Below are 20,890 nucleotides of genomic sequence, written 5' to 3' on the forward strand. Positions count from 1 at the left end.
CTCCTCTTCGGGATTGTCTGCTTTCGTCGGCATCGCACTCCCCCGGTATCCGAGCCTAATAAATGGGGATTTGCCGGAAAACCTGCTATCGCCTCTACGGCCGAGAATCCGCCCTATGAGCGTCTATAGCAAAAATGCTCCTTGGAAAATGTGGGTAAGACGGCAGTTGGCCTCCAGCGCCTTAGGGTTCCTGCGACCGCGTCAACTCACGCACCGTGTCGACGTCTTTGGCCCGCTCAATCACGTCCCGACCGGCTTCGCATCCGCTCTCGACCGAAACCGGGGCGAGTCCCCCGACGCTGTCATCAACGTAGAGAGCCGTCCAGTCCGGTGTGGCTCCGTACGGCCCGTCCATCGTCAGCGTCGTGTGGAGCGGATACGTTTCGTCGCCGACTTCGACGGCGTCGATGGGGCCAACGATGGGCGCGCCCTTGGCTGGCACCATCGGAATCCGGAGATCAATTGTGGCCTCGCCGAGCACGAGAGGTTCGTGGTACATCTCGACCGACGCGGCACCTTCGTCTGCCAGCCGCTCGACCACGAGTTCGAGCGGAACCGTCTCGTTCGGTCGTGGTGAGATGTCCGGCTCGGTTGCGACGACCTCGCGAACGTTGTTCACGCCGTCATCGATTTCGACGGGATCGAGTCCGGCCATACCCTCGGCGATGTACACCGGAACGCGGCGATACAGGTGCAGGCTATTGTAGTGGATGAAGCGAACGCATGCGGGCGTCGCTTCTCCGCCGATACGAACCGCTCCCACTTGCCCCTCGTAAGGCTGGTGACCAACTTCCTCATCTAGATACGTGGCGAGGGACTTCTTCTGACTGTCCGACACGCCAGCGGGAAGGTGGTAGTAGAGCTGTGCGGGCTCGTCGACGAGCGATCGTGTGTTCGCAGCGACGTATGTCGCTCCGTGTTCGACGAGCGTTTCCACGACGGCTGCCAGTTCTGGGTGTGTCTTAGGCACGGCGCCTGCTCAATATCCAAGGGCTGCTTATAACGGGTTGCCCGGCAGCGTTCTCGTTTCTCCGGAATATCGCTAAGCTACTTTAGTGCAGAGTGAGCGTTCGTACAGAGGAATCTGGGGTAAGAATGGAGACATCTTACCTACGAGCTCGAAACGCCCTCAGCCGACCCGAGGTATTCCGTCTTCACGGTGTCCCCGTCTCGGTAGACGCGATACTTGTACGGGCCGTGTGGACACGACGAACAGTTCTCCTTGCCGCACGGTACCTCTTTCAGCACGATCGTTCCATTATGGGCACGCGTCACCCCGGCGATCTGCTCGCTATCGTCCGCCCACTCTTCGAGTTCGTCGGTGGGGACGAATTCGCGGTGGGACGCCAATTCATTCGCGTATTCCCCGATCTTACGGAGCGTCGTCGGCTCCTGACGCTCGAGCCCATCGACGATGTACTGGGCGATGTCGTCTGACGGCGACGGTGACTTCGCGATCTCGGCCTCCATCTCTTCGGAGACTCCTTCGAGCCGCCGCCGTGCCGTGTCGATGTACGACTCGGATCGGTCAATGCCGACGTAATCCCGTCCCGTCTGCTTGGCGGCTACAGCACTCGTCCCAATACCGACGAACGGGTCGAGAACGAGGTCGCCCGCGAATGAGTACAGCGCAATCAGGCGTCGGGGCAACTCCAGCGGGAATGCCGCGGGATGGTCGGTCTCCACCGACGGACTCGGACGGGGGAGTTTCCAGACGCTCTGTGCAAACTCTCGCCACTCTTCCGCAGTCAGTTTCGAGGCCTCACGTCGCTCGTCGCCAGCCGCAGGCCGATCACGCTGCTTCTGGTAGTCTTCGGAAACGTACTTTCGGAAGACGAGGATGTACTCGTGGCGTTGGTTCACTGGGACGTTCGTCGGATAGGGATACGATCCGAGCAGTGCCCCATCCCCGTGAGACGCATACTGATCCTTAATCCAGACGAACTCGTCGAAGAAGTCGAAGCCGGCGTCTCTACACAGCTCCATAATGTGACTCCGAAGCGGGACGCGTCGGTATCGTCCCTCGTCCTCTGAGTTGAACGACGCTGCCACGTTGATGCAGACCTTCCCGTCAGGTGCCGTTACGCGGAACAACTCCGTGACGACCTCGTCCATCAACTCACGCCATTCCGCGATCGGTCGCCGATCATCCTCACTCCCTTCGTAATCCTTGCCGAGATTGTAGGGCGGGCTGGTGACCGTCAACTGCACGCTCTCGTCGGGCAATTCCGACAGCCGACAACCGGCATCACCTACAAGGAGACGATTGCGATGCGACACTATCTCGCAACTTTCAGTCGTCGCCTATGAATGTTCTCGAGTCGCTATCCCGGCTGTCTTGTTGAGTTTTTCAGACGAGTTATTGGCGATAGAACCCCTGATTCCTGTACAATCCCCGTTTTGATCTGAGCAGCCCCCTCTCCTGCGTTTTTAAGCATTCAATCGTACATCAGTGTGCATGTCGACCGAATCCGACTCTGTCAACGCTGACCGGCTGAACAGCATCGAACGGCGCCTCGAAGAGCTGGTTGAACGGAAATGGTCTCCGCTGCGTGAAAAGCACGATTCTGAGCCGATGGAAGTCCGGAGAGTGGAAGACGGCGTCCTCGTCGGCCACGTCAACAAACTCTGGATCAGCCTTCTGAGGGATGACGTGATCCGGACGTTCGACACCGGCTATTACGACATCGTCCCCCGGCCTACCGACCAAGGACGAGCCGTTGTTGTTCGTCCTATCAGCCAGTCGGACTACTACGAGACTCCCTACGGAATGGATGTGAACAAAGCGGCCGTCATCGAGGCTCTCACCGAGACCGGCATCCACGTTCCGAAAGTTCTCGATACCAGCGGTGCGGCATGGCTGAAACACTTCGAGACCGAGGTGGAGGCCGAAGAAGCTGCGAAGGTGTTGGAGCCGCATATCGAAACTGCGTACAACGAGATGTTGAACGAAAGTGTGGAAGAACTCGAAGTCAGGGAGTTCGAAGAACCTCGTGAGTTCCTGACTCCCGATTCGTGGTGTGCGATTATCGTCCACTACAAGTGACTCGTAGTGACTAACGATTAGAAAATCCGTGGCGGAATTCAAAGGGGTAGCGTGAGACAGTAGTTCTCGACTTCGGGCGCAAGGGAGATGATCTGCTCTCGACGTCGGAGTTCTTCGCGACGCGTTTCGATTCTGTCCTCGAGCTGTTCGAGACGCTCCTGTTGGCCACGGATCGCGATGTCCATATCCGAGCCGGCGTCGGCCTTGCGCTCGTATTCCTCGATGAAGGACTCGATCCGTTCTCGTTCCGCCTGCGCATATTCCTCGAGGTTCTCCAGCTCCCGAGCGGTTTCCTCGTGACGCTTCTCCTGAAGATGGTTCTTGATCTCGTTGACCCGCACGCTCACGTATCGATCGGCAGCCGTCCGTAAGTCGGATTGAGCGTCGAGAACCGTCCGAAGGTCGTCGACGTCGGGCTTTGCTGCTACCGAGTCGCCCTCGACGACACGTTCACCGAGCGCCTGCTGGGCGTCCTCTTGTGCAGCATCCACGAAGACGGGGATGGTCTCCTCGCGAATCACGTCACCGGTGCCGTCCTCGAACGCCACGCGATAGTTGTAGGTGATCCCCGGCGTGTCGACGAACGGAAGCAATTTGAGTCCGACTTCACCGCGCTCGTCCTCCAACACGCGTGCCATGAGCCGTTGCAGGACGTCCGTATCGGGAGCGAGGTAGGTGATGTCCTCGTGATCCATCGCGAAGTCGCGATCGAACGTGAACGGGCCGAACGTCGCGTCTTGGCCGGGCGAATTGATCCCATCAGGCAACTCGGCCTGATAGAGATTGGTGCCGCGCTTCTCGAACTCGCCTCCGAAGGCTTCGACTGCTCGCTCGAAGAACTCGCGAATGTCTCCCTCGCTTCCGTAGACGTCCTCTGACTCGTCGACGACCTCCTGAATCTGCCGGCGACTCTCGGCATCGAACGTGCTCGTATCGACGAGGCTCCGCTCGTACCACTCCTCGAGCGTCCGCTGACGCTCTTCGATCATTTCCTCGAGTTCTTCTTTGGTCGCACTCGGCGGTTCGTCGTTCTCGATGGACTCCATGATGAGTGAGTCCACGTCGATGTCGTCGAGGATGCCGAGCACGTCCGCCGTGTTTCCGAGCTGGGAGCGGATCTCCTCGACCTTGGTTTGGAGCATCTCGAAGATCTCGCTCTCGCGGGTGTCGTCGAAGAGGAAGTTCCAGACTTTGACCTCCTCCTCCTGTCCGTAGCGATGGATGCGGCCGATCCGCTGCTCGAGCCGGTTCGGGTTCCACGGAAGCTCGTAGTTGGCCATGATGTGGCAGCTGTGCTGGAGGTCGATCCCTTCACTCGCGGCATCGGTCGCGAACAGGAGTCGCGACTGGCCGTGGTTGAACTCGTCTTCGATCCGCGTCCGTTCCTCCTTGTCTACGTCGCCGTGAATAACGAGAATCTCGTCGGCCCACGGCTCGTCCTGCACGAACTCGAGGAGATAGTCGAGCGTGTCTCGGTACTCCGTGAACAACAGGAGTTTCTCGTCCGGTTGTTCCTCAAGGAGTTGGGAGATGAACCGTCTGACCTTCTGGGCCTTGGAGTCGACCGGCAAATCCTCCGCCAGCGAGACGAGGTCGCGGAGCGTATCGATCTCCTCTTGGAGCTGTTCGTCAGTGCTGGTGACGGTCAGACCGGCAATCTCGTCTTCCGCATGTTGCTTGTCGTCCTCGTCTAGATCCTCGCCATCGAGATAGGCTCGTGCTTCTTCGGAAAGGTCATCTGTTTCCGCCTCCTCGCCGAGGAGATCGTCCAGTCGTCGACGGAGCGTCGCGTGAATCGCGCCGACGCTGCTCACCAGCCGTTTCTGCATGAGCGCCATCGCGAACCCGACCGCGGGTTCGTTCAACTTCTCCGAGCGGTTGTAGACGTTTTTGACGTAGTCAGTGACCGCGCGGTAGAACTGCCGCTCGTCGTGCGTCATCGAGACCGATACCGAATTGACCTCCCGGTCTGGGAAGACGCGTTCACCATCCTCGTCGTAGATGTCGGTCTTCCCGCGACGGATCATTACGCGGTCGACCGTTTCCTGTGAGAGTTCCCGGTTCTCGGCGACGAGGAACGGGTCGATGTACTCGACGAGTGAGCGGAACGCCTCGCCCTTCCCGTCGTGCGGCGTCGCGCTGAGAAGCAGCAGAGAGTCGGAGTTCCCCGTGACGGTATCGACCATGTTTGCCGTCTTGCTCGGCGAGTCACCCCGCTTTGCGGCCTTGTGTGCCTCGTCGACCACGACGACGTCCCAGAACGCGTCCCGGAGTGCAGGCCGGAACTCGTCCTGTCGCAGGAACGCCATGCTGGTGACGAGCTGTTGCTGGTCTTGGTTCCAGATGTTGGCCTCCTCGCCGAGCCGTCGTCGCTCACCTTCGACCCACGCCCGGTCTGCAACGGTGAGATCGACGTCGAAGAAGCGATCCATATCCCGGATCCACTTCTTCTGCAGGTGCGCGGGAACAACGAACAGGACGCGGTCGGCGCGATTTCGGGCGGCGAGTTCCTTGAGGATGAGCCCAGCCTCTATCGTTTTCCCGAGCCCGACGTCGTCGCCGATGAGCGCCCGCTGCCGGAGTTTCTGCATCACCCAGTTCACGGCGTCGAGCTGGTAGGGCTCCAGTCGAACGAGCGAGTTCGAGATGCTCAGGAGCTGTCCCTGTTCATGGGCGAGCTTGAGTTTCGTCGCCTGTGTGTGGAGGTCGAACCACTGCGCCGAGACCGTATCGTGATCAGGATGAAGGGCGTCGAGTTGGTGATCGGAAATCCTCTCGATTCCACTCTGAGAGGGCTGAATCTCGACGTCATCCAGACAAACAGTTTTGGCGCCTTCCCCTTCGATATAGGCTCGCAGGTACTCGATGTCACCGACAGTCCGAGTCCGGATGACCTCTGCAGGAGTATCGTTAAGAATCACCCGCTGACCGGGAGAAAATTGTGGAGATCCCGTCATTAACTGATAGTGGTGGCAACGGCTGACGTCGTCTTGAATGTTGGTGGGTCGCGGTCGGCAGTTTCCGTCGATACCGGCCGTAGTGCATCAACACCCTCAGCAAGTGGTTAGTACCTATCATAGATTTATGTCAGTTCATGCTAATTGTGGTGTAATGGCGACGATCGGAGAATTAGAGGAGCAGTTTCGCGAGCTCCGAACCTCACTCGACGCTATACCAGACGTGTCCGAGCCGCCGAAGTCGACGCTCCGAATCCTCGGGTCAGCGAGATCAGAGCAGACGTGGAATACATTCTTAGCGTATTTCCTCGATCCCGATCAGCCGCACGGCTTCGGCATCGATCTTCTGACGAGTTTCTTGGATAGGGTACAAGAGGAGGCTGATCCTTCATTCGAGTATTATCACCGTCATGTCGAGAATATCGAGGTCGAGACTGAAGTCACGTCACCCGACAATAACCGCCCCGACGTGGTACTCCGCGTTCCGGGGGACTGGTTCCTCTGTATAGAATCGAAGGTCGACTCAACGGAGGGCAACCAACAAACGACTCGATACGTCGAAGACACACATCTCGGAAGCGAGGAGAAGGCGACGTACTCCGACGACGGACACCACTACGTATTCCTCTCGAAAAAGTACGCACCAGACTCCAGTGCGGACGAGTTCGATGACCTGTATTGGCGGCACGTCGTCGAGAGTTTCGAGACGGTACTCGACCGCTCACACGGCCGTTATCCGGAACGGAGCGTCAGCCAACTGCGGGAGTTCCTATCGACGATAACTCAGGTAACCAATATGGAAGACGACGACTTCACCGAGATACAGAAAGAGAAAGTCCAGTTGCTCGGAGAGTACCGAGATGACATCGACGCGCTGCTCGATGCCGCAGAATCTCTTCGAGAGCGGGCAATCGAAGACTGGCCAGAACTGTTCAGAAGTCACGTGGACGAGGAGCTATGGACGGACGAGTGGCACACTCGTCCGGATCACGGGAAGTGGGGCTGTTTGTTCAAAGACGGCTGGTATCTCGATGACGACAACCTCGAACCCACGATAGATCACACGGACACTCACGGCCAGACCGGGTTTCGATTGCACTTCGTCCATCTCATTCGGAACAAAGAGTCGTTCAGTCGTGGAAAGCTCACGTTCATACTCCGTACTCCGACGAGAGTCGACTTACGGGACGAGTTCAACCGCCTCTACAACACCGACCGTTGGCAAGATCGCCTTGACCCGATCCTCGATGATGCTGGAATCACGAACAAGGGACAAAAGAAGGACTACACGCAGAAAACGTACGATGTCGACCAGTCCAACCTCCCGGAGAGTTACTTCGAAACGCTCGCAACAGCATTCGCGGAGCATCAACCTCTCGCGGATGTCGTCGACGAGATCGTCACCGAGGCCACAGAGAACGTCTGTGTGGACTGAGCGCGTACTGGTTATCGACGCTAGCGGTGTTATCCCTGCGTGATGCTGATGAAGTCGAGTACGAACTCCTGTGGGAGCAGTCCGCCGTGGTAGAACCGCGCGTCACCGAGCCCCTGCTTTCTGAACCGCTTGAGTGGACTCGCAAGGACGCTGACGTTGGCGTCGAGGTACCCCAGTCGTGAGCTGGAGTCGAGTAGCACGCCGGGTGAATCCTCGTCCACGTCCTCCCCGGCGATCCATCGGCGCCCAGAGTCGGACGCTTCCGTCGGTCGCGAAATCTTCTCCGGTGACGCGTTGTCCGGGAGCAGGACGAACCCGTGGTCGGTCAACACGTAGGCCTGATCCCACTCGCCCTGTTCGAGTTTCGTGCCGATGAACTCCGCGAGCGAGTCGACGCGTCGCGCCAGCATCGCCTCGAGGTCGCTGAGTTCCTTCTCGCCGATGTCGTCGATGTCGTTCTTGAAGTAGGCGACACGCGTCGACTGCCAGCCGTCGTCCTCCTCGCGAGTGACCGTCCAGCCGTCGCCGCCCAACAGCGACTCGCGGCGGTTGGTCGTCACCCGACGGTTGTTTCGAAGCGGCTGTAACTCGCCGTCGACCAGCGAGACGTCGAACATCTGGATCTCGCCCGGCGTGAGTGCAGCCTTCCCGAACTCAGTCTCCGAGGGAAGCGTTCCGAGCCAGACGTCTTCATCGACGGCGAACTCGGGGGCGTCGGCCGGGAGTGTCGCCACGTAGTCGCGCAACTCGTCCGCGAGCCGGCGAGCGAGATCGAGTCGAAGGGCGTCGATGACGAACAGCGCAACCGTCTGGCCGCTTTCGAGGCCGTCGGACTCCTTCGTGAAGAATTGGTAGGAGTGATCCTCGTCCACGAAGGGGGCGCCGGCTTCGACGGTCTCCGTTACGAGGTCGCCGAGGTCTTCGAGGTACTCGACGTATTCCGACTGGAGTTGGGTGCGGAGGTCGTCGAGTGCGGCGGTCGCGGGATGGTCGTCGGGGAGGTCGGTCTCGGGCTCGCCGGCGACGACGAGGTTGAGCACCGCGTTGTCGATCTGCCACGTGCCGTCGTCCGGGTCGGCGTACAGCGAGACGACGTCGTCGGTGGCGTGCTCATCCCACGTTTCGAGCTGGTGAGCGAGCTGAGCGATCTCCGCGGCCTGCTCCCACGTCCGCGTCCACGGGCTGTCCGGGCCGTAGGCTCCGCGATAGGTGCCGCGGAAGTCCTCGCTCCCGAGCAGAGCGTCGTACCGCTCCTCGGCGCGTTCGAGACACGTCTCGTAGTCGCCGGCGTCGAAGGACGCGTGCCACTCCTCCCAGAGGCGACGCTCGAGCGCGGCGTCGACGATACAGTCCGCGAGTTCCCACGGGTCGTCGACGTCCGCGACGACGTCGGGCCAGATCGCCTCGCCGAGGTAGCGGTCGGCGAGGAGGCTGGCCGAGGTGGTGTTGTTCAACAGTGACTTGAGTTCGGGGAGGTCGTGATCGCCAGCCGTCTCGGCGCGGAACTCCCTCGGGAAGCGTTCGGCGTCGGCGCCGGCGTGGATCAGCCACTCAGCGACGGCCCACCGACGCGTCGCCGTGACAATCCCTATGGGTTCGTCCTCGCTGGCGACCGCGTCGACGCCCTCGCTGGTGAGCAAGTCCTGCATCTGCTCGATCGTGTCGGGGCTGTCGTCGATGTCGCCCCAGCCGTTCTCCAGCACGAACGCGACCGGGTCGGTATAGCCGCCGGTGACGATCTGCGTGCGGAGCTGTTCGAGCGTCGGGAGCTGTCCGCCGGTGAGCTGGTCGTGGAGGATCCGCGCGATCTCGCGGCGCTTTGCGGGGTCGTCCGCCTGCGTCGCGGTTTTCAGCTCCCACGCATCGAGTTGCCCGCGCTCGAACGCGTGGACGGTGAGGTCTTCGATGCTCATCTCTACCTCGCCGCCCGTGTGCTGGACGTCGCGGAACCAGTCGTAGTCGCCCTCGACGTTTTCGGGCTCCTTGACGTGTGGGACGTACCAGACCTGTTCGCCGTCGACTGGATCCGCACGGAGTTCCAGCGGCGTCTCCTCGGCGACCTTTAGGTGAACGCCGAGTTCGTTGCAGGCTTGCTCGATGATGTCCTCGAGGTAGTTCCCGTCGTCCCACCAGAGGACGATCGGGTCGGACGACTCGGCTCGGTCGAACTCGCTACGGATGGTGTCTTTCGCGGCGTCGGGGAGGGTCTGCTTCGCTTGCATAGTTCAAAGCACCTTGTCCTCGACTACCTCCGGAACGATGTCCTTCTCCGCGAGCGGTGTGATATTGATCGCGACGCCGTGCTTGTGGACAGGCTGGTAACCCGCTGTCGTGATCTCAGATAGCGCCCGTTCCGACCAGTCCGAGGGAATCTGTTTATTCACCGTCTGACAGCGGTCATCGATCTCCTCAGCGAGCGCCTTGAACTCCGCTAGCGGTGGTAACTCGTCCACGTTGTCGACGCCTTCATCATCCGCAATCTGTTGGAGGTACTTTTCGTCAAGGACGGACGCATCGTTGACACCCGTCGCGAGCGAGGCGAGCAGCTTCTCGTCCTCTGTGAGATTATCAAATGGCTCACCATCGTCGTCAAGGAGGTCGTTCCCTTCGCGCTCGAAGTAGTAGGTCATGAAGAGGATGCCCGTACTGGAGTAATGATCCGAGCCTTTGAGCCGCCAGTTGAAGTAGTCGAAGAGGTCGGCAAGGTGAGCTTCGACGGGCTCGTCGCTGGGTTTGGCGTACTCCTCGCAAGCGTGTTCCAGTTCCTCAAGAGCGTCCACCCACTCGTCGCGCCACTCGTCGACGGCGTTCCAGAAATTATCGGAGAAGGTGTCTTGGAACCACTCCTCGCCATTCATCTCGCGGAGTCGTTCGAGCGTTTCGATGCGCTCCGCGGTCTCTTCGCGGAACACGGCGACTTTGGGGGCCAGTTCGCTGACGCGTTCTCGGTCATCGGCGTCGAACTCCCGCTCGCTAGTGGAGCCGAGTTCCTGCATCACCTCTTCGAGTTCGGCGATTTGTTCGAGGGCGCTCGAACAGAACTCGAACTCGTCGGTCGCATCAGCGCGTTCGCTCGTGGAGAGTGACTCGTCGTTCCGACGCTGGTTCGCTGCCGACCGGCGCTCGCGGAGTTCGGCCTTCCGCGGTTCGAGGTACTGGTTGCTTAGACGGTCGAACAGGCTGGCGTCGAGTTGGTGGTAGTCGACGAAGCACGCGAAGCCCTCGTTCCCCGCGTCAGCGAGGAGCCGCTCCGTGCTAAGCTTCCAGAGGATGGGTGTGTTCTCCATCGTGTCGACGTGGTAGGCAAAGAGGTCATCCTCGATGAACGCTCGGAGATTGGGGTACGCCTCGTCGGCGGCCGATTCTGCTCCAAGGATGTCGTCAACCTCGACGAGTCGATCCTCAGCGTACTTGCCGTACACGTCTTCGAATCGCTCGACGATGCGGTCAAGCATATCGGCCTGCTCGTCCGTGCCTCCGAGTGGAAGGATGCCGTCCGATTCCTCCCGGACGGCCTCCATCGCGAAGTGGTGGATGAGATCTTTGACCTGTTCGTCTATGTTTTCGGGAACTTCAGTTACTGATTCGGGATCGGGGACTTCACGATCTTCTGGATCTTCTGATGTTCGGAGAAAGATTTCCGTTTCAATATCCTTTCTCACATCATCGCTTATGCCAAGATCATCGTACACGATCTGGTTGATCTCGGTGAAGTACTCCTCTAATTTCCGCTGTTGTTCGAGAGCATCCATTTTCGCACTCTTGGCCTGCTCAACGATCGACCGTTCGTTTCCGTTCGCCCCGTAATCCATGTCGATCTGGTTTTTAACTTCCTCAATCTGTGGGTGATCGAAGAAAAATCCGTCACGAGCGTCCACCGGGACGATTGCAGGAGCGACATAGAATGGACTGACGGGGTTCTGTAACTGTTCAATTATCTTTACATTATATTGCGACCTTACAATTTCTTCAAGCTGCCCGTTATCAGAGATACTGTCGTGCCAAGGGATACTTCCTACTTCCCCTGCGTTCCAGTTCCGTTCAATAGTGATTGATAAGAAGAGGGCATGGTAAAGATCCGAATTCACAGCTCCCATTATATTCCACAAATTTCTATCAGCGTTCGGTATGTAGATGAACGCGGTGTGGCTGAATAGCCCTCCGGGTGGATAGTACCCAAACCGTCTTCCAGTCTCTTTCAGGAATGTCCACGTGAGACCTTCCTTCCCGTAGAGTTCTTCGTTAGGTGTTCTGACGGTATTACTATACCTTTTGACTTTCGTACCGTTCTCTCCCCACTCTATTACTTTTGTGATAAGGGGGACAATCCACGCGTCTGCTCCGCCTTTAGAGATCGGACTAAATATCTCGAAGTCATCAACCTCCCAATGAAAGCGGATAAACCGATCTGAATTGGCGGTAGCAACTCCCTGTTTAGCGACCCCGATTGATTTCCCCTCAAGGTTGGAACGCTCAGCGTCCAATTTCATCTCTTCCGAGTGTAAATCACGGACTTCACTCGGAGTTGAATAGCAGATTGTTGATCCCGGTACCTTCGCAAATTCGTCGTAATCAACGCTAAAGAACCTCTTTATCTCTTGATCTCCGTCAGACAGCACATCCGTAAACGCCTGTTCTTTCGATCCCTTATCGAGGTCGTGTAGCCTGATAAACTCTCCCTGATTTTTCCTACTATCACCAGATCGAACGACCGTTCCCGCCGTTCGAACGGTCGCATTATCTAATATCCCAACCCCGAACTCGGCGAGGAAGTCGAAACTTCCGGATTCGTTCCTAATGAAGTCTCTTCTGAATTCTTCGAACTTGTGCCGGAACATGAATGTCCGTGGCACAAGCATCCCAATTCGACCGTTCTCCTTGACGAGTCTGTCGCAAACCTCGAAGAAATTAATGTAGAATTCCGCCGGATAGCGGTAGTGGTCTTCGACGTACGCTTGCACGGATTCAGGCATCCGGTTCCGCGATCCATACGGCGGATTCATTAGCGCAACATCATAATCTAATGCCAATATATCTAGGAGCCGTACAAAACTCCGCAAATCTTGTGCTAAAAACGAGTCGTCATCCCGTTGCTCGTCAACAGCTTCTCGAAGGCTGTGGAGAACTCGGCCGAGCGTATGGTGGGCTTCAGGATCGTCGTCAAGAGTGATCTGTACGCTTCCTTGATCGATGTCATCCTCAAACAGGTCGCCCAGCGTTCCGCGGACATCAAGAAGGCTTCCAAGGCCGTGTACTTCCTCGAATGCATCTAGAATACGACGGAGTGCATCTTCAACATCTGACGTTCCGTCAGCCACTTCGGCGAAGACCTCCTCGACTCCTTCAACTTCGGCTACTTTAGCGTCCGCACAAACAATCCCTACCTCCGGCATCTCGAAGTTGGTCTTCCCCTCGGCTTCGGCCCGCGTCCGTCCCTTTAGATAGAGGTTAAATGCAGCAAGTTGGCATGCCCGCATGTCGAGATCAACGCCATAAAGGTTGTGTCGGAGAATTTTACGGGGAATTTCGGCGTGGCTGAGGTCAGTTTCGGCCCGCCAGATTCGCTCTAACACGTCGAACGCGTACAATAGGAAATGCCCACTTCCACAAGCAGGGTCAATAACGTGAATCTCCTCTGGGCTGTCGAATTCTGGCGGTTTCCCTTCTTCCTCCGACGGAACAAGATACGTACAGAAGTCGGCTATGTCCGGCGATTCGTCGGGGGAAAGAGGACGGTTCTTCCGCTCCTTAGAGGTTAGCGAATCCTGTCTCTTTACGGTATCCTGTAGATCCCCCCGGTCTTCGAGATAAAGTTTGCCCAGCGAGTTATCGGTAAGCATCCTGACGACCCAATGGGGTGTGTAGAACTGATTCGCCGTCGGTACCTCGTGAGGCTCAAACGCCTCTGTTCGAGCTTTATCTCGAAGGTCACCTAGTAATTTGACATTGTAGTACTCATATACCCAACCCAGTACGTCATCACCGCGCCAGACCTCGTCAGGCACTTCGTCAAGCATCCCACAGAGGTCTTCGAAGGTATCGTCGTCGGGGTCGATTTGGCTGTAAGCCGTCGATCGGTCGAAAAGAATCTCTATCTCTTCGGCGAGGTCGTCACACGCGTTCCGGTAGGCTTCGAGGACTGCCTCCTCCTCGAGCATGAACTCCTCGGTGACCAGCCGGTCGGCGGCCGGTGTGAGGCCGTCGTCGCGGAAGGCTGTGACCTCGTCGTCGATGAAGTCCCGAACCTCCATACAGCGGAGCGCGGCCAGCCGATTGACGATGGTGTAGCCGACGCCCGTGATGTACTGCTCGTAGCCGTCGTCCCAATCATTCCCGTCGACGGCTTCGAGTTCGATAGCCTCGACGAGGTCTTCCTGCTCCTCGCTCAGGGACGCGCCGTCGTCCGGTTTCTCGTCGAGGTCGTACTTGTCCTCGAGCTGGTAGCGAACGTTCGCCTCGACGCGGTCGCGCATCTCGGTGACGACGTCCTCGAGATGCTCGCGCTCTTCCTTGTCGAGCTGGGCCTTGCGGGGTTGGGTAGATTGTCCGTCCATACGAAACTCAGTGATGTTTCAAGCAGAACCATTGAGGTGTCTTGAAGATTGTCCATATACTCTCGGACGGCGTCCGGGTCAGTATCTGTGAGGTTCTCCAAAAAGTGGATACAAAACTGACTTTGACCTCCGAATAGAACATAGCGAACCTAATGGGGCGCATTCCGAGCTGGGCGAAGATCGTCCTGTTTCTGAGCTCCTATAGCCCGCTCTTCGCTATCGTCGCCCTCCGCGCCCACGATTCGACCCACTCGGTTTTCGGGTACCAACTGGAGCCCGTCGGAATCGGGCCTATTGAGTTATCCTATCTTTCGCTCGGTTTCTCGGCTCTCACCGTGGTTAGCGTCGTCTTCTTGGCTCTGATGATACGGATGAATCGCACGAGACAGGGCCAGTTGAGCGAAATCGAGCACTACCGAAATCGGTCAGATATGTTCACAGAATACCTCTTAGTCTACATCTTCCCGTTCATCGTGTTCGAGTTCTCGAACATATACGATGTAGCAGCATTTCTCGTGCTATTTCTCACGGTCGCCGCGATCGTGATCCGCTCTAACCGCTTGTTCGTCAATCCGGTTCTGATCGGCTTCCGCTACCGCGTCTACGAAATCGAAACTGAGCACGACAGACGAATCCTCCTCACCAAGCAGGAATTGAGTGGGAACGACATGACACTCAATACCGCAAGAATAAGTAGTGATGTCTATATCACCACAAGATAATGAGTTCAGCGAGCCGAGTTGACGCTCGAGACCACTTCGACGAACTGGTTGCATTTTTCCAACGGATCGAAGACATCGACACCAGCGAACTCGGGATCGACCTGCTGCTGGCTCGTCTGGACGAGGAAAGTGCTGAAGACTACGACTACACGTTTGAGCGTATTTCGTTAGATCAAGAGCTCCCAGAGGACTTGGAGAATTTGGTGCGTGATAAGGTCGAGCATAAGCAATCAGCGCTCGAAAGCGACAACATTCGATTCTCGGATTACGGCATCGAAAATCGCAATCGCGACCAAACCTTCGTTCAGTACGAACCCACGGAGAACATCCCTCAGTTCGATAACTTCGAACGCCTGCTGGAGGGACAGCGGTTTAGTCACACGACATATACGGAGCCGCCGAAACCCGAATTCCAAGCGATCCGTATTCGAGATGCCGACAACGACCAGATGGCGATTGCCTTTCTAAACTACAGTCGGCGCCAGATTATGGGTCGAACGTCTCGAGCCCGTATGATGGTCGGAAGCGAGAAACACAGGAAGGTGGATGACTCGCTAATCTCGATCCCTGATCGCGTGGATTCCATCTACTATGATGGAATGATGTACATTTTCGACCAGTCTCGGTTCGAGAAGATATTCGATTATCTCGCGGAGTATGAGCGGTGTGCGGATGACGTCATAGACCGAATCGAAGAAACGGACATCCCCTTCCACGACTTTGAGATGTTCAAGGAGGCAGTGTACGGGAACAACCGTGTGCTGAGACTGATGTACAAGGTACACGAACGCGGCGTGTACGAAGATATGGATTTAGACGACGCGACGTATATCCGTGACAACTTCGATACCGACGTGAAATTTGAGGAGAACGGTGACGGAGAGATGTCCATTAAAATGGACGATAAACGAGATGTGTGGGCTGTTCTCCGTTTCTTCAACGACGATCACCTCGACTCGCCGCTTACGAATGAGCAGTACATCTCGCTCTCAAAGCAAGATGCTGGATAGACTCACTCAGTAGTCTCGCCGAGTATCTCCCGAGCCTGAGATTCAAGCGCGTCGAAATCGATCTCCTGATTCGGATTACAGGTAATTCTCACTCCGCTCCGACCGCTGCCCCGCATATCCTCTTTGACTGCAACCGACTCGGCATCGATCCCGAGTGCATCCGCAATCTCTGCAGCATCAAGCGACGCCGTATCGACGTCGTACAGGTCGATGTGGAATAGCGTCCGCTTCGTCCGGATCGCGATGCGACGTTTTCTGCCCTTGTTGAACGCGACGTAGTGCTTCTGCCCCCACTCCGGCCCGTTGAGGAACTCCAGTTCCTGCAGCGCGGCTGTGACGTCTTCCAGCAACCCGGCTGTTTCCTCGTTTGAACGCTCGTTGAGGTGCCAACTCTGCCCGTCCTCCTTCCACGGCTCGTCAGAAGTGTCGGGACTTACGTCCGTCACGGTATGCTCCGGTGTCGGAATCGTCTGCTCTGCATCGAGATACAAGCGGTCGCCGTCCTTGAGGAGCTGGAACTCGATGACGGAGATGTCGATCGATCTGTCGCTGAGCCACCGGAGTACGATGTCCAGCCGCTCGCGGACAGATTCACCGACGAAGACGATTCGCTGATCCTGATTGAGCGTGTAGTCCTCGTTGCAGAACTCGTCGAGTACCTCGGTAAACGTGGTTTCCTCTTCGTAGAGCGTCCGACCCCACGTCGTGGACTTAAACTTCTCGAACTGGTCGCGGAGCTTGGAGTAATCCCAGTGCGAGGTGTAGGCGGCGTACTTGAGACCCTGAAAATCGACCTTCGGCTTCAGCGCGCCTCGTTTGAGCTCGATGGCGACGACGTTGGCGTCTCGGTCGATGGCAAGAAGATCGATGCCATCGCCGATCTGCTTGACAGAGACCTCCCGTCCGACGAGTCGAAAGTCCTCTCCGAGGATGCTCTCGGGACTATTGATGATCCACTCCCGAAGGTCATCCTCACGAAATCCCTCTTCCTTCAGGGAGACCGTTTCTAACGTGGACACGTCTTCCTTGTCCCCGACTCTAAGCATGATGTCGAAATAGAGTCACAGACACATGATAATCCTTTGGAGCAAACAGTAAGCGATGGGTGTTCGACGCATGTCGCAGATCCAATTGGAGTAGAGTGCGAGGGTATGTTTGACAGGGAATCGGACAACGGACGTTCACTACGATTTAACAACTCTCGACCGAGAGTAGCCGTTAATGAAGGGGATTCTTAGCTCGGTCATCGGGCTTCCAGCTCGGATAGGGGCCTCGGCACGAGCAGCCCTGTATCGAAGCGAGGCCGAATTGAACGACGAGGCGGCCTCCCAGCTCCCCGACTCTGAAGAATTGCGCACCATCAGCGAAGTCGACATCCGCGTACGGACGAGAGCATCGTATCCGGGGCTGAGCGAGTTCTATTCGAGAGAGACCTTAGCCTCGATCAACGTGGAATTGGTCGAAGAAGCACCTTCATACGACATCGTTCGCCTGCAGCGCCAGTTACGAGAGTTGGATGTTCCGGTCATACAGGTTTTCGGGAACACGCTGGTCTCCCAAGGTAACCTCGGAATGAATGAGACGCTCCTGTTTTCTGGTCGTGATGACTCCTCGTTTGAGGTCTTGATCGAGTTAGGGTCTGACGTTGGAGATGTCGAGCGGTGGATTCGAGATCTCGATTCGGAGCTGTTTGAGCATCTTCGTGCCGTAGAAAACGACGTTGACGAGGGATTCGATCTCGAAAGGTACGATGACGGTGAACGCATTGCTACGAGTATTACGGCGAACTTCGAGAGAGCGTCCAAAACTACGTCCCTCGACGACCTCCTGACGCAGGTCGAGGAAGAAGTAGATGATGTAACCGTTTTTCGGCGTTACGAGCCAGACTGGTACCTCCAACGCGTAGAGGGATCAAACCACCCCGATACGGCGATTCTGACCGTGAGTCACCGGTATCGAATTGACGATGAGTGGCATAGTGGTGCAGGAACTGACGAAAACGAATTCACCGAAACAGAGGCTGCACTCCGGTGGCTTAGGGAGTTCCGTAAAGACCCGCCAGAGCACATCGAGACACAATAGATCGACTCCTTCTCACAGATTAGTCGATTTCCGGACGATAACGTCGTCGTCAATCTCAACGACATCCTTCTCTACGAGATGTTCGATAGCCTCGTCTACGTCTTCGGGAGAAAGGTCGACCGCAGCTTCCAACTCTGATCGAGAGATCGACTCGTTGAAGGCCTGCAATACTTCGATTTCCCGGTACACGCGTTCGGTGATTTCGGAGACCCGCTCGGCCAACGGCGTCGAGATGTTGTGCTGCTCTTCGAGTTCCAGTAGTGCCTCGTTCGCGTGTGTGACGAACAGCTCCTGTCCCAGCAAGTCGATCTGCTGTTCCAACTCGTCCTCGATAACGTCGAAATCGAGTTCGGTCTGCACAAGCGAAAACATGTCCTCGATGTCGTCCGTTCGCCCGGCGACTGACTTGAACAGGAAGATGTCCTCGGAACTGACCAGCGCGACTGACAGCTTCCCGGCGTCGAGGTAGGCTTCACTTCGCCGGCGCATCCCCTTCGAGAGGACGAGCTTGTCGATCACCTGTTGGTTGAAGATGTCGATACGACACCCGTCGTCGTTCTCGAGGATCCGCTGCGCTCCGAGATCGTCGTACTCTTCTCCGGGTTCTTTGACGATGTCGTACCCGTTATCCAGCAAGACTGCCTGTAGCACTCGGAGGTCGTCGCCGTCAGTGACGATTAGATCGATGTCCTTGGTCGTTTCCTTGAGACCACGGAACGACATCGCACCGCCCCCGATCAAGTAGACGGTCAGTTCGATTTCGAGCTGCCTGCCGACCCGCTCTAGCTCGGACTTGATGTACTCGCTATCGAACCGTCGCCTCATACTGCCACCCCGTATTCGTCGGCGAGCTCACGGAATTCTTCCCATCGCGGGAGGCGCTCCGCCCGACTCTCTCCCTTGGTATCGAGGTACTCGAGGAGATTCGAGACCCGCTCGGCGACCTCGTATTTTTGCGCGGCTTCGAGCAACTCGTCGCGGCCGATAGCCGTTCCGCTGATCAGGAGAAGGCAGTAGGACTGCGAGCGCGTTCCGTCGTCGATTACGAGCATGTGGCAACACAGCTCCGCCGGCGAGACGTCATCGACCGACTCCGAGTACAGGTAGTACCGACGCTGACGAGCCATCAAGGGAAGATCGTACGCTTGGAACAGTTCCGGCCCCGTCAGGTGAAACGCGTCTTCTTCGATCTCGGCGCGAGTCTGGACGAGAAACTCGTCCAGCGATTCCCAGAGGATTGTGAACGACTCCGCGTGGTCTTCGACGCGGCGTCTGTGCCGCAAGTGCGCAAACTCACGGGCCACCGTAGATAGCTCCTCGAATTCGTCGTTGAGCGTGTATTTCCCGTCCGACTTGTAGATCATCCCGCGGTTCTCCAGCGAGGATAGCGACCGATGTACCGTGCTTCGATGGACATCGACTTGCTCCGCGAGTTGGGTGGCAGTCGCCGGCGACTGCAGATAGTACAGAATACGTAGCGTTGCGCCGCCGAGCAGTTCAGGAAACGGAATGTGGGTGTACTGTTGGACGAACCTGTCGAACAGTTCGATGGCTCGGGCGTCTGACCGATTGATCTGCTTCCGCTTTCCCTCACGGCTGGTGTGAACCAACCCCTTCGACTCCATCCGGTCAACGAGTTCGGACACGTAACTACGACTCCGGTCGAGTTCCTCGGCGAGTCCTGAAACCGTCGACTCGCCCTGAAGTGCTTCTAGCGCCCGAAGCTCTGCCTCAGTGTACACTACGTTGCATATTTACGAATCGAATATAAATAAGTTCGGTGTTTTGCAACACCCGACCTGCATTCGAGCGGCTCGATCATCATCACAGAGCCATTCGAGAGAGCCCTACAACGAGATGGAGCTCCTCGTTTAGCTTGTACTTATAGGTGAATCGTGTAAATACGCCTCCCAGAGAGCATCCAAATCGAAATCCACGATGAATCGCTCTCGTTGGCTATCGGAGAGTTTTCCTGCTAATTCGGCAAACACACTTTCCCACTCCTTTGGCGCCAATATTGGTGGATAGTAAATCCAGCCATTCGATTTCTCGACGTTGTAAGAGTTGATTTTGAAGAGGTCTGAATTGCTGAACCTAAGCATTATTCCAGCTGGCTCGGGGTATCCCTCTCGCTCAGCTTTCGCGAAAGTACTTCCACTGTCTTTGAAGTCGGCTAAAGTGAGATCAGTTGTCTCGACCACCCACTGCTGTAGTCTCTCGAAGTCGCCCTCGAGGAATACCTTCCGTCGAGTCTCGAGAGCCATCTCACCGAAGAGTTCCTGAAGACAGTCTTCTGGAACCTCTATCGACGAGGATTGGTTCTGGCCTTCGCGGTGAGAGAATGCCCAGAAGGTTAGTACTGGGTCGGAGTCTGGATCTTTTGGGCCAACGAGCAACCGTTTGCGGTGCTTATCCCCATTTTCTCCACCCGTCTTGCTCACTCCGAGCGTACCCCGCACCATGCCCTTCTGAAGAAGTCGATGGTTAAATTCGCTGAGTAGATACTTGTCTCGCGAAGGAACCTCGCAACTTGAGGCAGATTCTCGAGCCTCTTCGAAAAGGCGGTAAACATCAGACCACTGGATGGTGTCCCACGACTGCCCATCTTCACCTTGCTCCGAGATGCCGAAGGCGTCGACGTATTCTTCAAGTTGACGGCGCTGAAGATCAGAGCCGCGAACCTTTGCCTCAATAAATACGTCACACAGTGACTCTCCCTCAGAATTCTGTATTTGAATTTGGGCGTCCACTTGCGGTGAATCCCCGGCGCCGCCCCCATCTCTTACCCCACCAGTTCTTGAAAGACCAATCAGAATGCTCTGTTCTGCCGAGTCAGGGGACACCCGCTTAGCTGGTACTTCCGTTTCATACTCGAATGTGACTGAGTCTGGTAAGGATCGGCCAGTACAGAACTCAAGAAACCGTCTTGATACTGGGAACTCCGTATCTTTGAGGGTCTTGACAAGCCCGTGTACGGTATTCTTCTCTAATGGGTCAGCCTTCTCTCCGGATTCATAATAGAAGATGTTATCCTTGTATTCCCGCATGTCTCGATTCTCATATCCAGCCAAAATAAAGTCTACC

The 20,890-nt window shown here is 56.8% G+C and carries 14 protein-coding genes; 5 read left to right on the plus strand and 9 right to left on the minus strand.

From position 1 onward, the window contains the following. Positions 1–181 precede the first annotated feature (181 nt). Positions 182–970 carry a hypothetical protein gene (locus tag FGF80_RS00840; RefSeq protein ID WP_138651642.1) on the minus strand — a complete coding sequence of 263 codons (789 nt, stop codon included), beginning with the start codon at positions 968–970 and terminating at the stop codon, positions 182–184. Positions 971–1,110: 140 nt separating this feature from the next. Further along, positions 1,111–2,280, minus strand: coding sequence for a DNA-methyltransferase (locus FGF80_RS00845; RefSeq protein ID WP_175416960.1), 1,170 nt, complete (start codon positions 2,278–2,280; stop codon positions 1,111–1,113). 178 nt (positions 2,281–2,458) lie between these two features. Between FGF80_RS00845 and FGF80_RS00850 the strand changes: the two genes are divergently transcribed. Further along, positions 2,459–3,046 carry a hypothetical protein gene (locus tag FGF80_RS00850; protein WP_138651646.1) on the plus strand — a complete coding sequence of 196 codons (588 nt, stop codon included), beginning with the start codon at positions 2,459–2,461 and terminating at the stop codon, positions 3,044–3,046. 38 nt (positions 3,047–3,084) lie between these two features. Here the strand turns inward: FGF80_RS00850 and FGF80_RS00855 are convergent, their stop codons facing one another. Beyond that, the gene (locus tag FGF80_RS00855) at positions 3,085–6,003 is read right to left on the minus strand and encodes a helicase-related protein (protein ID WP_138651648.1); all 2,919 of its coding nucleotides are present in this window, start codon (positions 6,001–6,003) and stop codon (positions 3,085–3,087) included. A gap of 154 nt (positions 6,004–6,157) precedes the next feature. On the opposite strand from FGF80_RS00855, the gene FGF80_RS00860 reads away from it, so the two are divergent. Beyond that, positions 6,158–7,438 (plus strand): PD-(D/E)XK nuclease family protein, encoded by a 1,281-nt coding sequence (locus FGF80_RS00860; RefSeq protein ID WP_175416961.1) that lies wholly within the window; start codon positions 6,158–6,160, stop codon positions 7,436–7,438. Between the two features lie 29 nt (positions 7,439–7,467). Here FGF80_RS00860 and pglZ read toward each other — a convergent pair whose 3' ends face one another. After that, positions 7,468–9,660 (minus strand): BREX-5 system phosphatase PglZ, encoded by a 2,193-nt coding sequence (gene pglZ, locus FGF80_RS00865; RefSeq protein WP_138651654.1) that lies wholly within the window; start codon positions 9,658–9,660, stop codon positions 7,468–7,470. 3 nt (positions 9,661–9,663) lie between these two features. After that, positions 9,664–13,992 (minus strand): BREX-5 system adenine-specific DNA-methyltransferase PglX, encoded by a 4,329-nt coding sequence (gene pglX, locus FGF80_RS00870; RefSeq protein WP_138651657.1) that lies wholly within the window; start codon positions 13,990–13,992, stop codon positions 9,664–9,666. A 152-nt stretch (positions 13,993–14,144) separates the two neighbouring features. Here pglX and FGF80_RS00875 point away from each other — a divergent pair, with 152 nt between their 5' ends. Next, on the plus strand, positions 14,145–14,714 hold the full coding sequence (locus FGF80_RS00875; protein ID WP_138651660.1) for a hypothetical protein: 570 nt from the start codon (positions 14,145–14,147) through the stop codon (positions 14,712–14,714). Beyond that, positions 14,714–15,724 carry a Kiwa anti-phage protein KwaB-like domain-containing protein gene (locus FGF80_RS00880; protein WP_138651664.1) on the plus strand — a complete coding sequence of 337 codons (1,011 nt, stop codon included), beginning with the start codon at positions 14,714–14,716 and terminating at the stop codon, positions 15,722–15,724. The genes FGF80_RS00875 and FGF80_RS00880 overlap by 1 nt, the downstream gene beginning before the upstream one ends. 2 nt (positions 15,725–15,726) lie before the next feature. On the opposite strand, the gene FGF80_RS00885 is transcribed toward FGF80_RS00880, so the two are convergent. Beyond that, entirely contained in the window at positions 15,727–16,770 is a 1,044-nt protein-coding gene (locus FGF80_RS00885; RefSeq protein ID WP_138651667.1) for a PDDEXK family nuclease, read from the minus strand. A gap of 175 nt (positions 16,771–16,945) precedes the next feature. Here FGF80_RS00885 and FGF80_RS00890 point away from each other — a divergent pair, with 175 nt between their 5' ends. Beyond that, entirely contained in the window at positions 16,946–17,806 is an 861-nt protein-coding gene (locus FGF80_RS00890; protein WP_138651670.1) for a hypothetical protein, read from the plus strand. Between the two features lie 12 nt (positions 17,807–17,818). Here the strand turns inward: FGF80_RS00890 and FGF80_RS00895 are convergent, their stop codons facing one another. From FGF80_RS00895 to FGF80_RS00905, 3 genes are all read right to left on the minus strand, one after another. Then, on the minus strand, positions 17,819–18,631 hold the full coding sequence (locus tag FGF80_RS00895; RefSeq protein ID WP_138651672.1) for a DUF6036 family nucleotidyltransferase: 813 nt from the start codon (positions 18,629–18,631) through the stop codon (positions 17,819–17,821). Beyond that, complete coding sequence (locus tag FGF80_RS00900) at positions 18,628–19,548, minus strand: helix-turn-helix domain-containing protein (RefSeq protein ID WP_138651674.1); 921 nt, start codon at positions 19,546–19,548, stop codon at positions 18,628–18,630. The genes FGF80_RS00895 and FGF80_RS00900 overlap by 4 nt, the downstream gene beginning before the upstream one ends. Positions 19,549–19,677: 129 nt before the next feature. After that, a complete protein-coding gene (locus FGF80_RS00905) occupies positions 19,678–20,853 on the minus strand; it encodes a hypothetical protein (RefSeq protein ID WP_138651676.1) in 1,176 nt (391 codons plus the stop codon). Positions 20,854–20,890 lie beyond the last annotated feature (37 nt).

Origin of the sequence: Natrinema pallidum (assembly GCF_005890195.1) — an archaeon.
GTDB lineage: Archaea > Halobacteriota > Halobacteria > Halobacteriales > Natrialbaceae > Natrinema > Natrinema pallidum.

Bases quoted from the DNA above. Each gene is read 5' to 3' on its own strand.
- FGF80_RS00850 (WP_138651646.1), top strand. From the start codon at position 2,459: ATGTCGACCGAATCCGACTCTGTCAACGCTGACCGGCTGAACAGCATC.
- FGF80_RS00855 (WP_138651648.1), bottom strand. From the start codon at position 6,003: ATGACGGGATCTCCACAATTTTCTCCCGGTCAGCGGGTGATTCTTAAC.
- FGF80_RS00860 (WP_175416961.1), top strand. From the start codon at position 6,158: ATGGCGACGATCGGAGAATTAGAGGAGCAGTTTCGCGAGCTCCGAACC.
- pglZ (WP_138651654.1), bottom strand. From the start codon at position 9,660: ATGCAAGCGAAGCAGACCCTCCCCGACGCCGCGAAAGACACCATCCGT.
- pglX (WP_138651657.1), bottom strand. From the start codon at position 13,992: ATGGACGGACAATCTACCCAACCCCGCAAGGCCCAGCTCGACAAGGAA.
- FGF80_RS00875 (WP_138651660.1), top strand. From the start codon at position 14,145: ATGGGGCGCATTCCGAGCTGGGCGAAGATCGTCCTGTTTCTGAGCTCC.
- FGF80_RS00880 (WP_138651664.1), top strand. From the start codon at position 14,714: ATGAGTTCAGCGAGCCGAGTTGACGCTCGAGACCACTTCGACGAACTG.
- FGF80_RS00885 (WP_138651667.1), bottom strand. From the start codon at position 16,770: ATGCTTAGAGTCGGGGACAAGGAAGACGTGTCCACGTTAGAAACGGTC.
- FGF80_RS00890 (WP_138651670.1), top strand. From the start codon at position 16,946: ATGAAGGGGATTCTTAGCTCGGTCATCGGGCTTCCAGCTCGGATAGGG.
- FGF80_RS00895 (WP_138651672.1), bottom strand. From the start codon at position 18,631: ATGAGGCGACGGTTCGATAGCGAGTACATCAAGTCCGAGCTAGAGCGG.
- FGF80_RS00905 (WP_138651676.1), bottom strand. From the start codon at position 20,853: ATGCGGGAATACAAGGATAACATCTTCTATTATGAATCCGGAGAGAAG.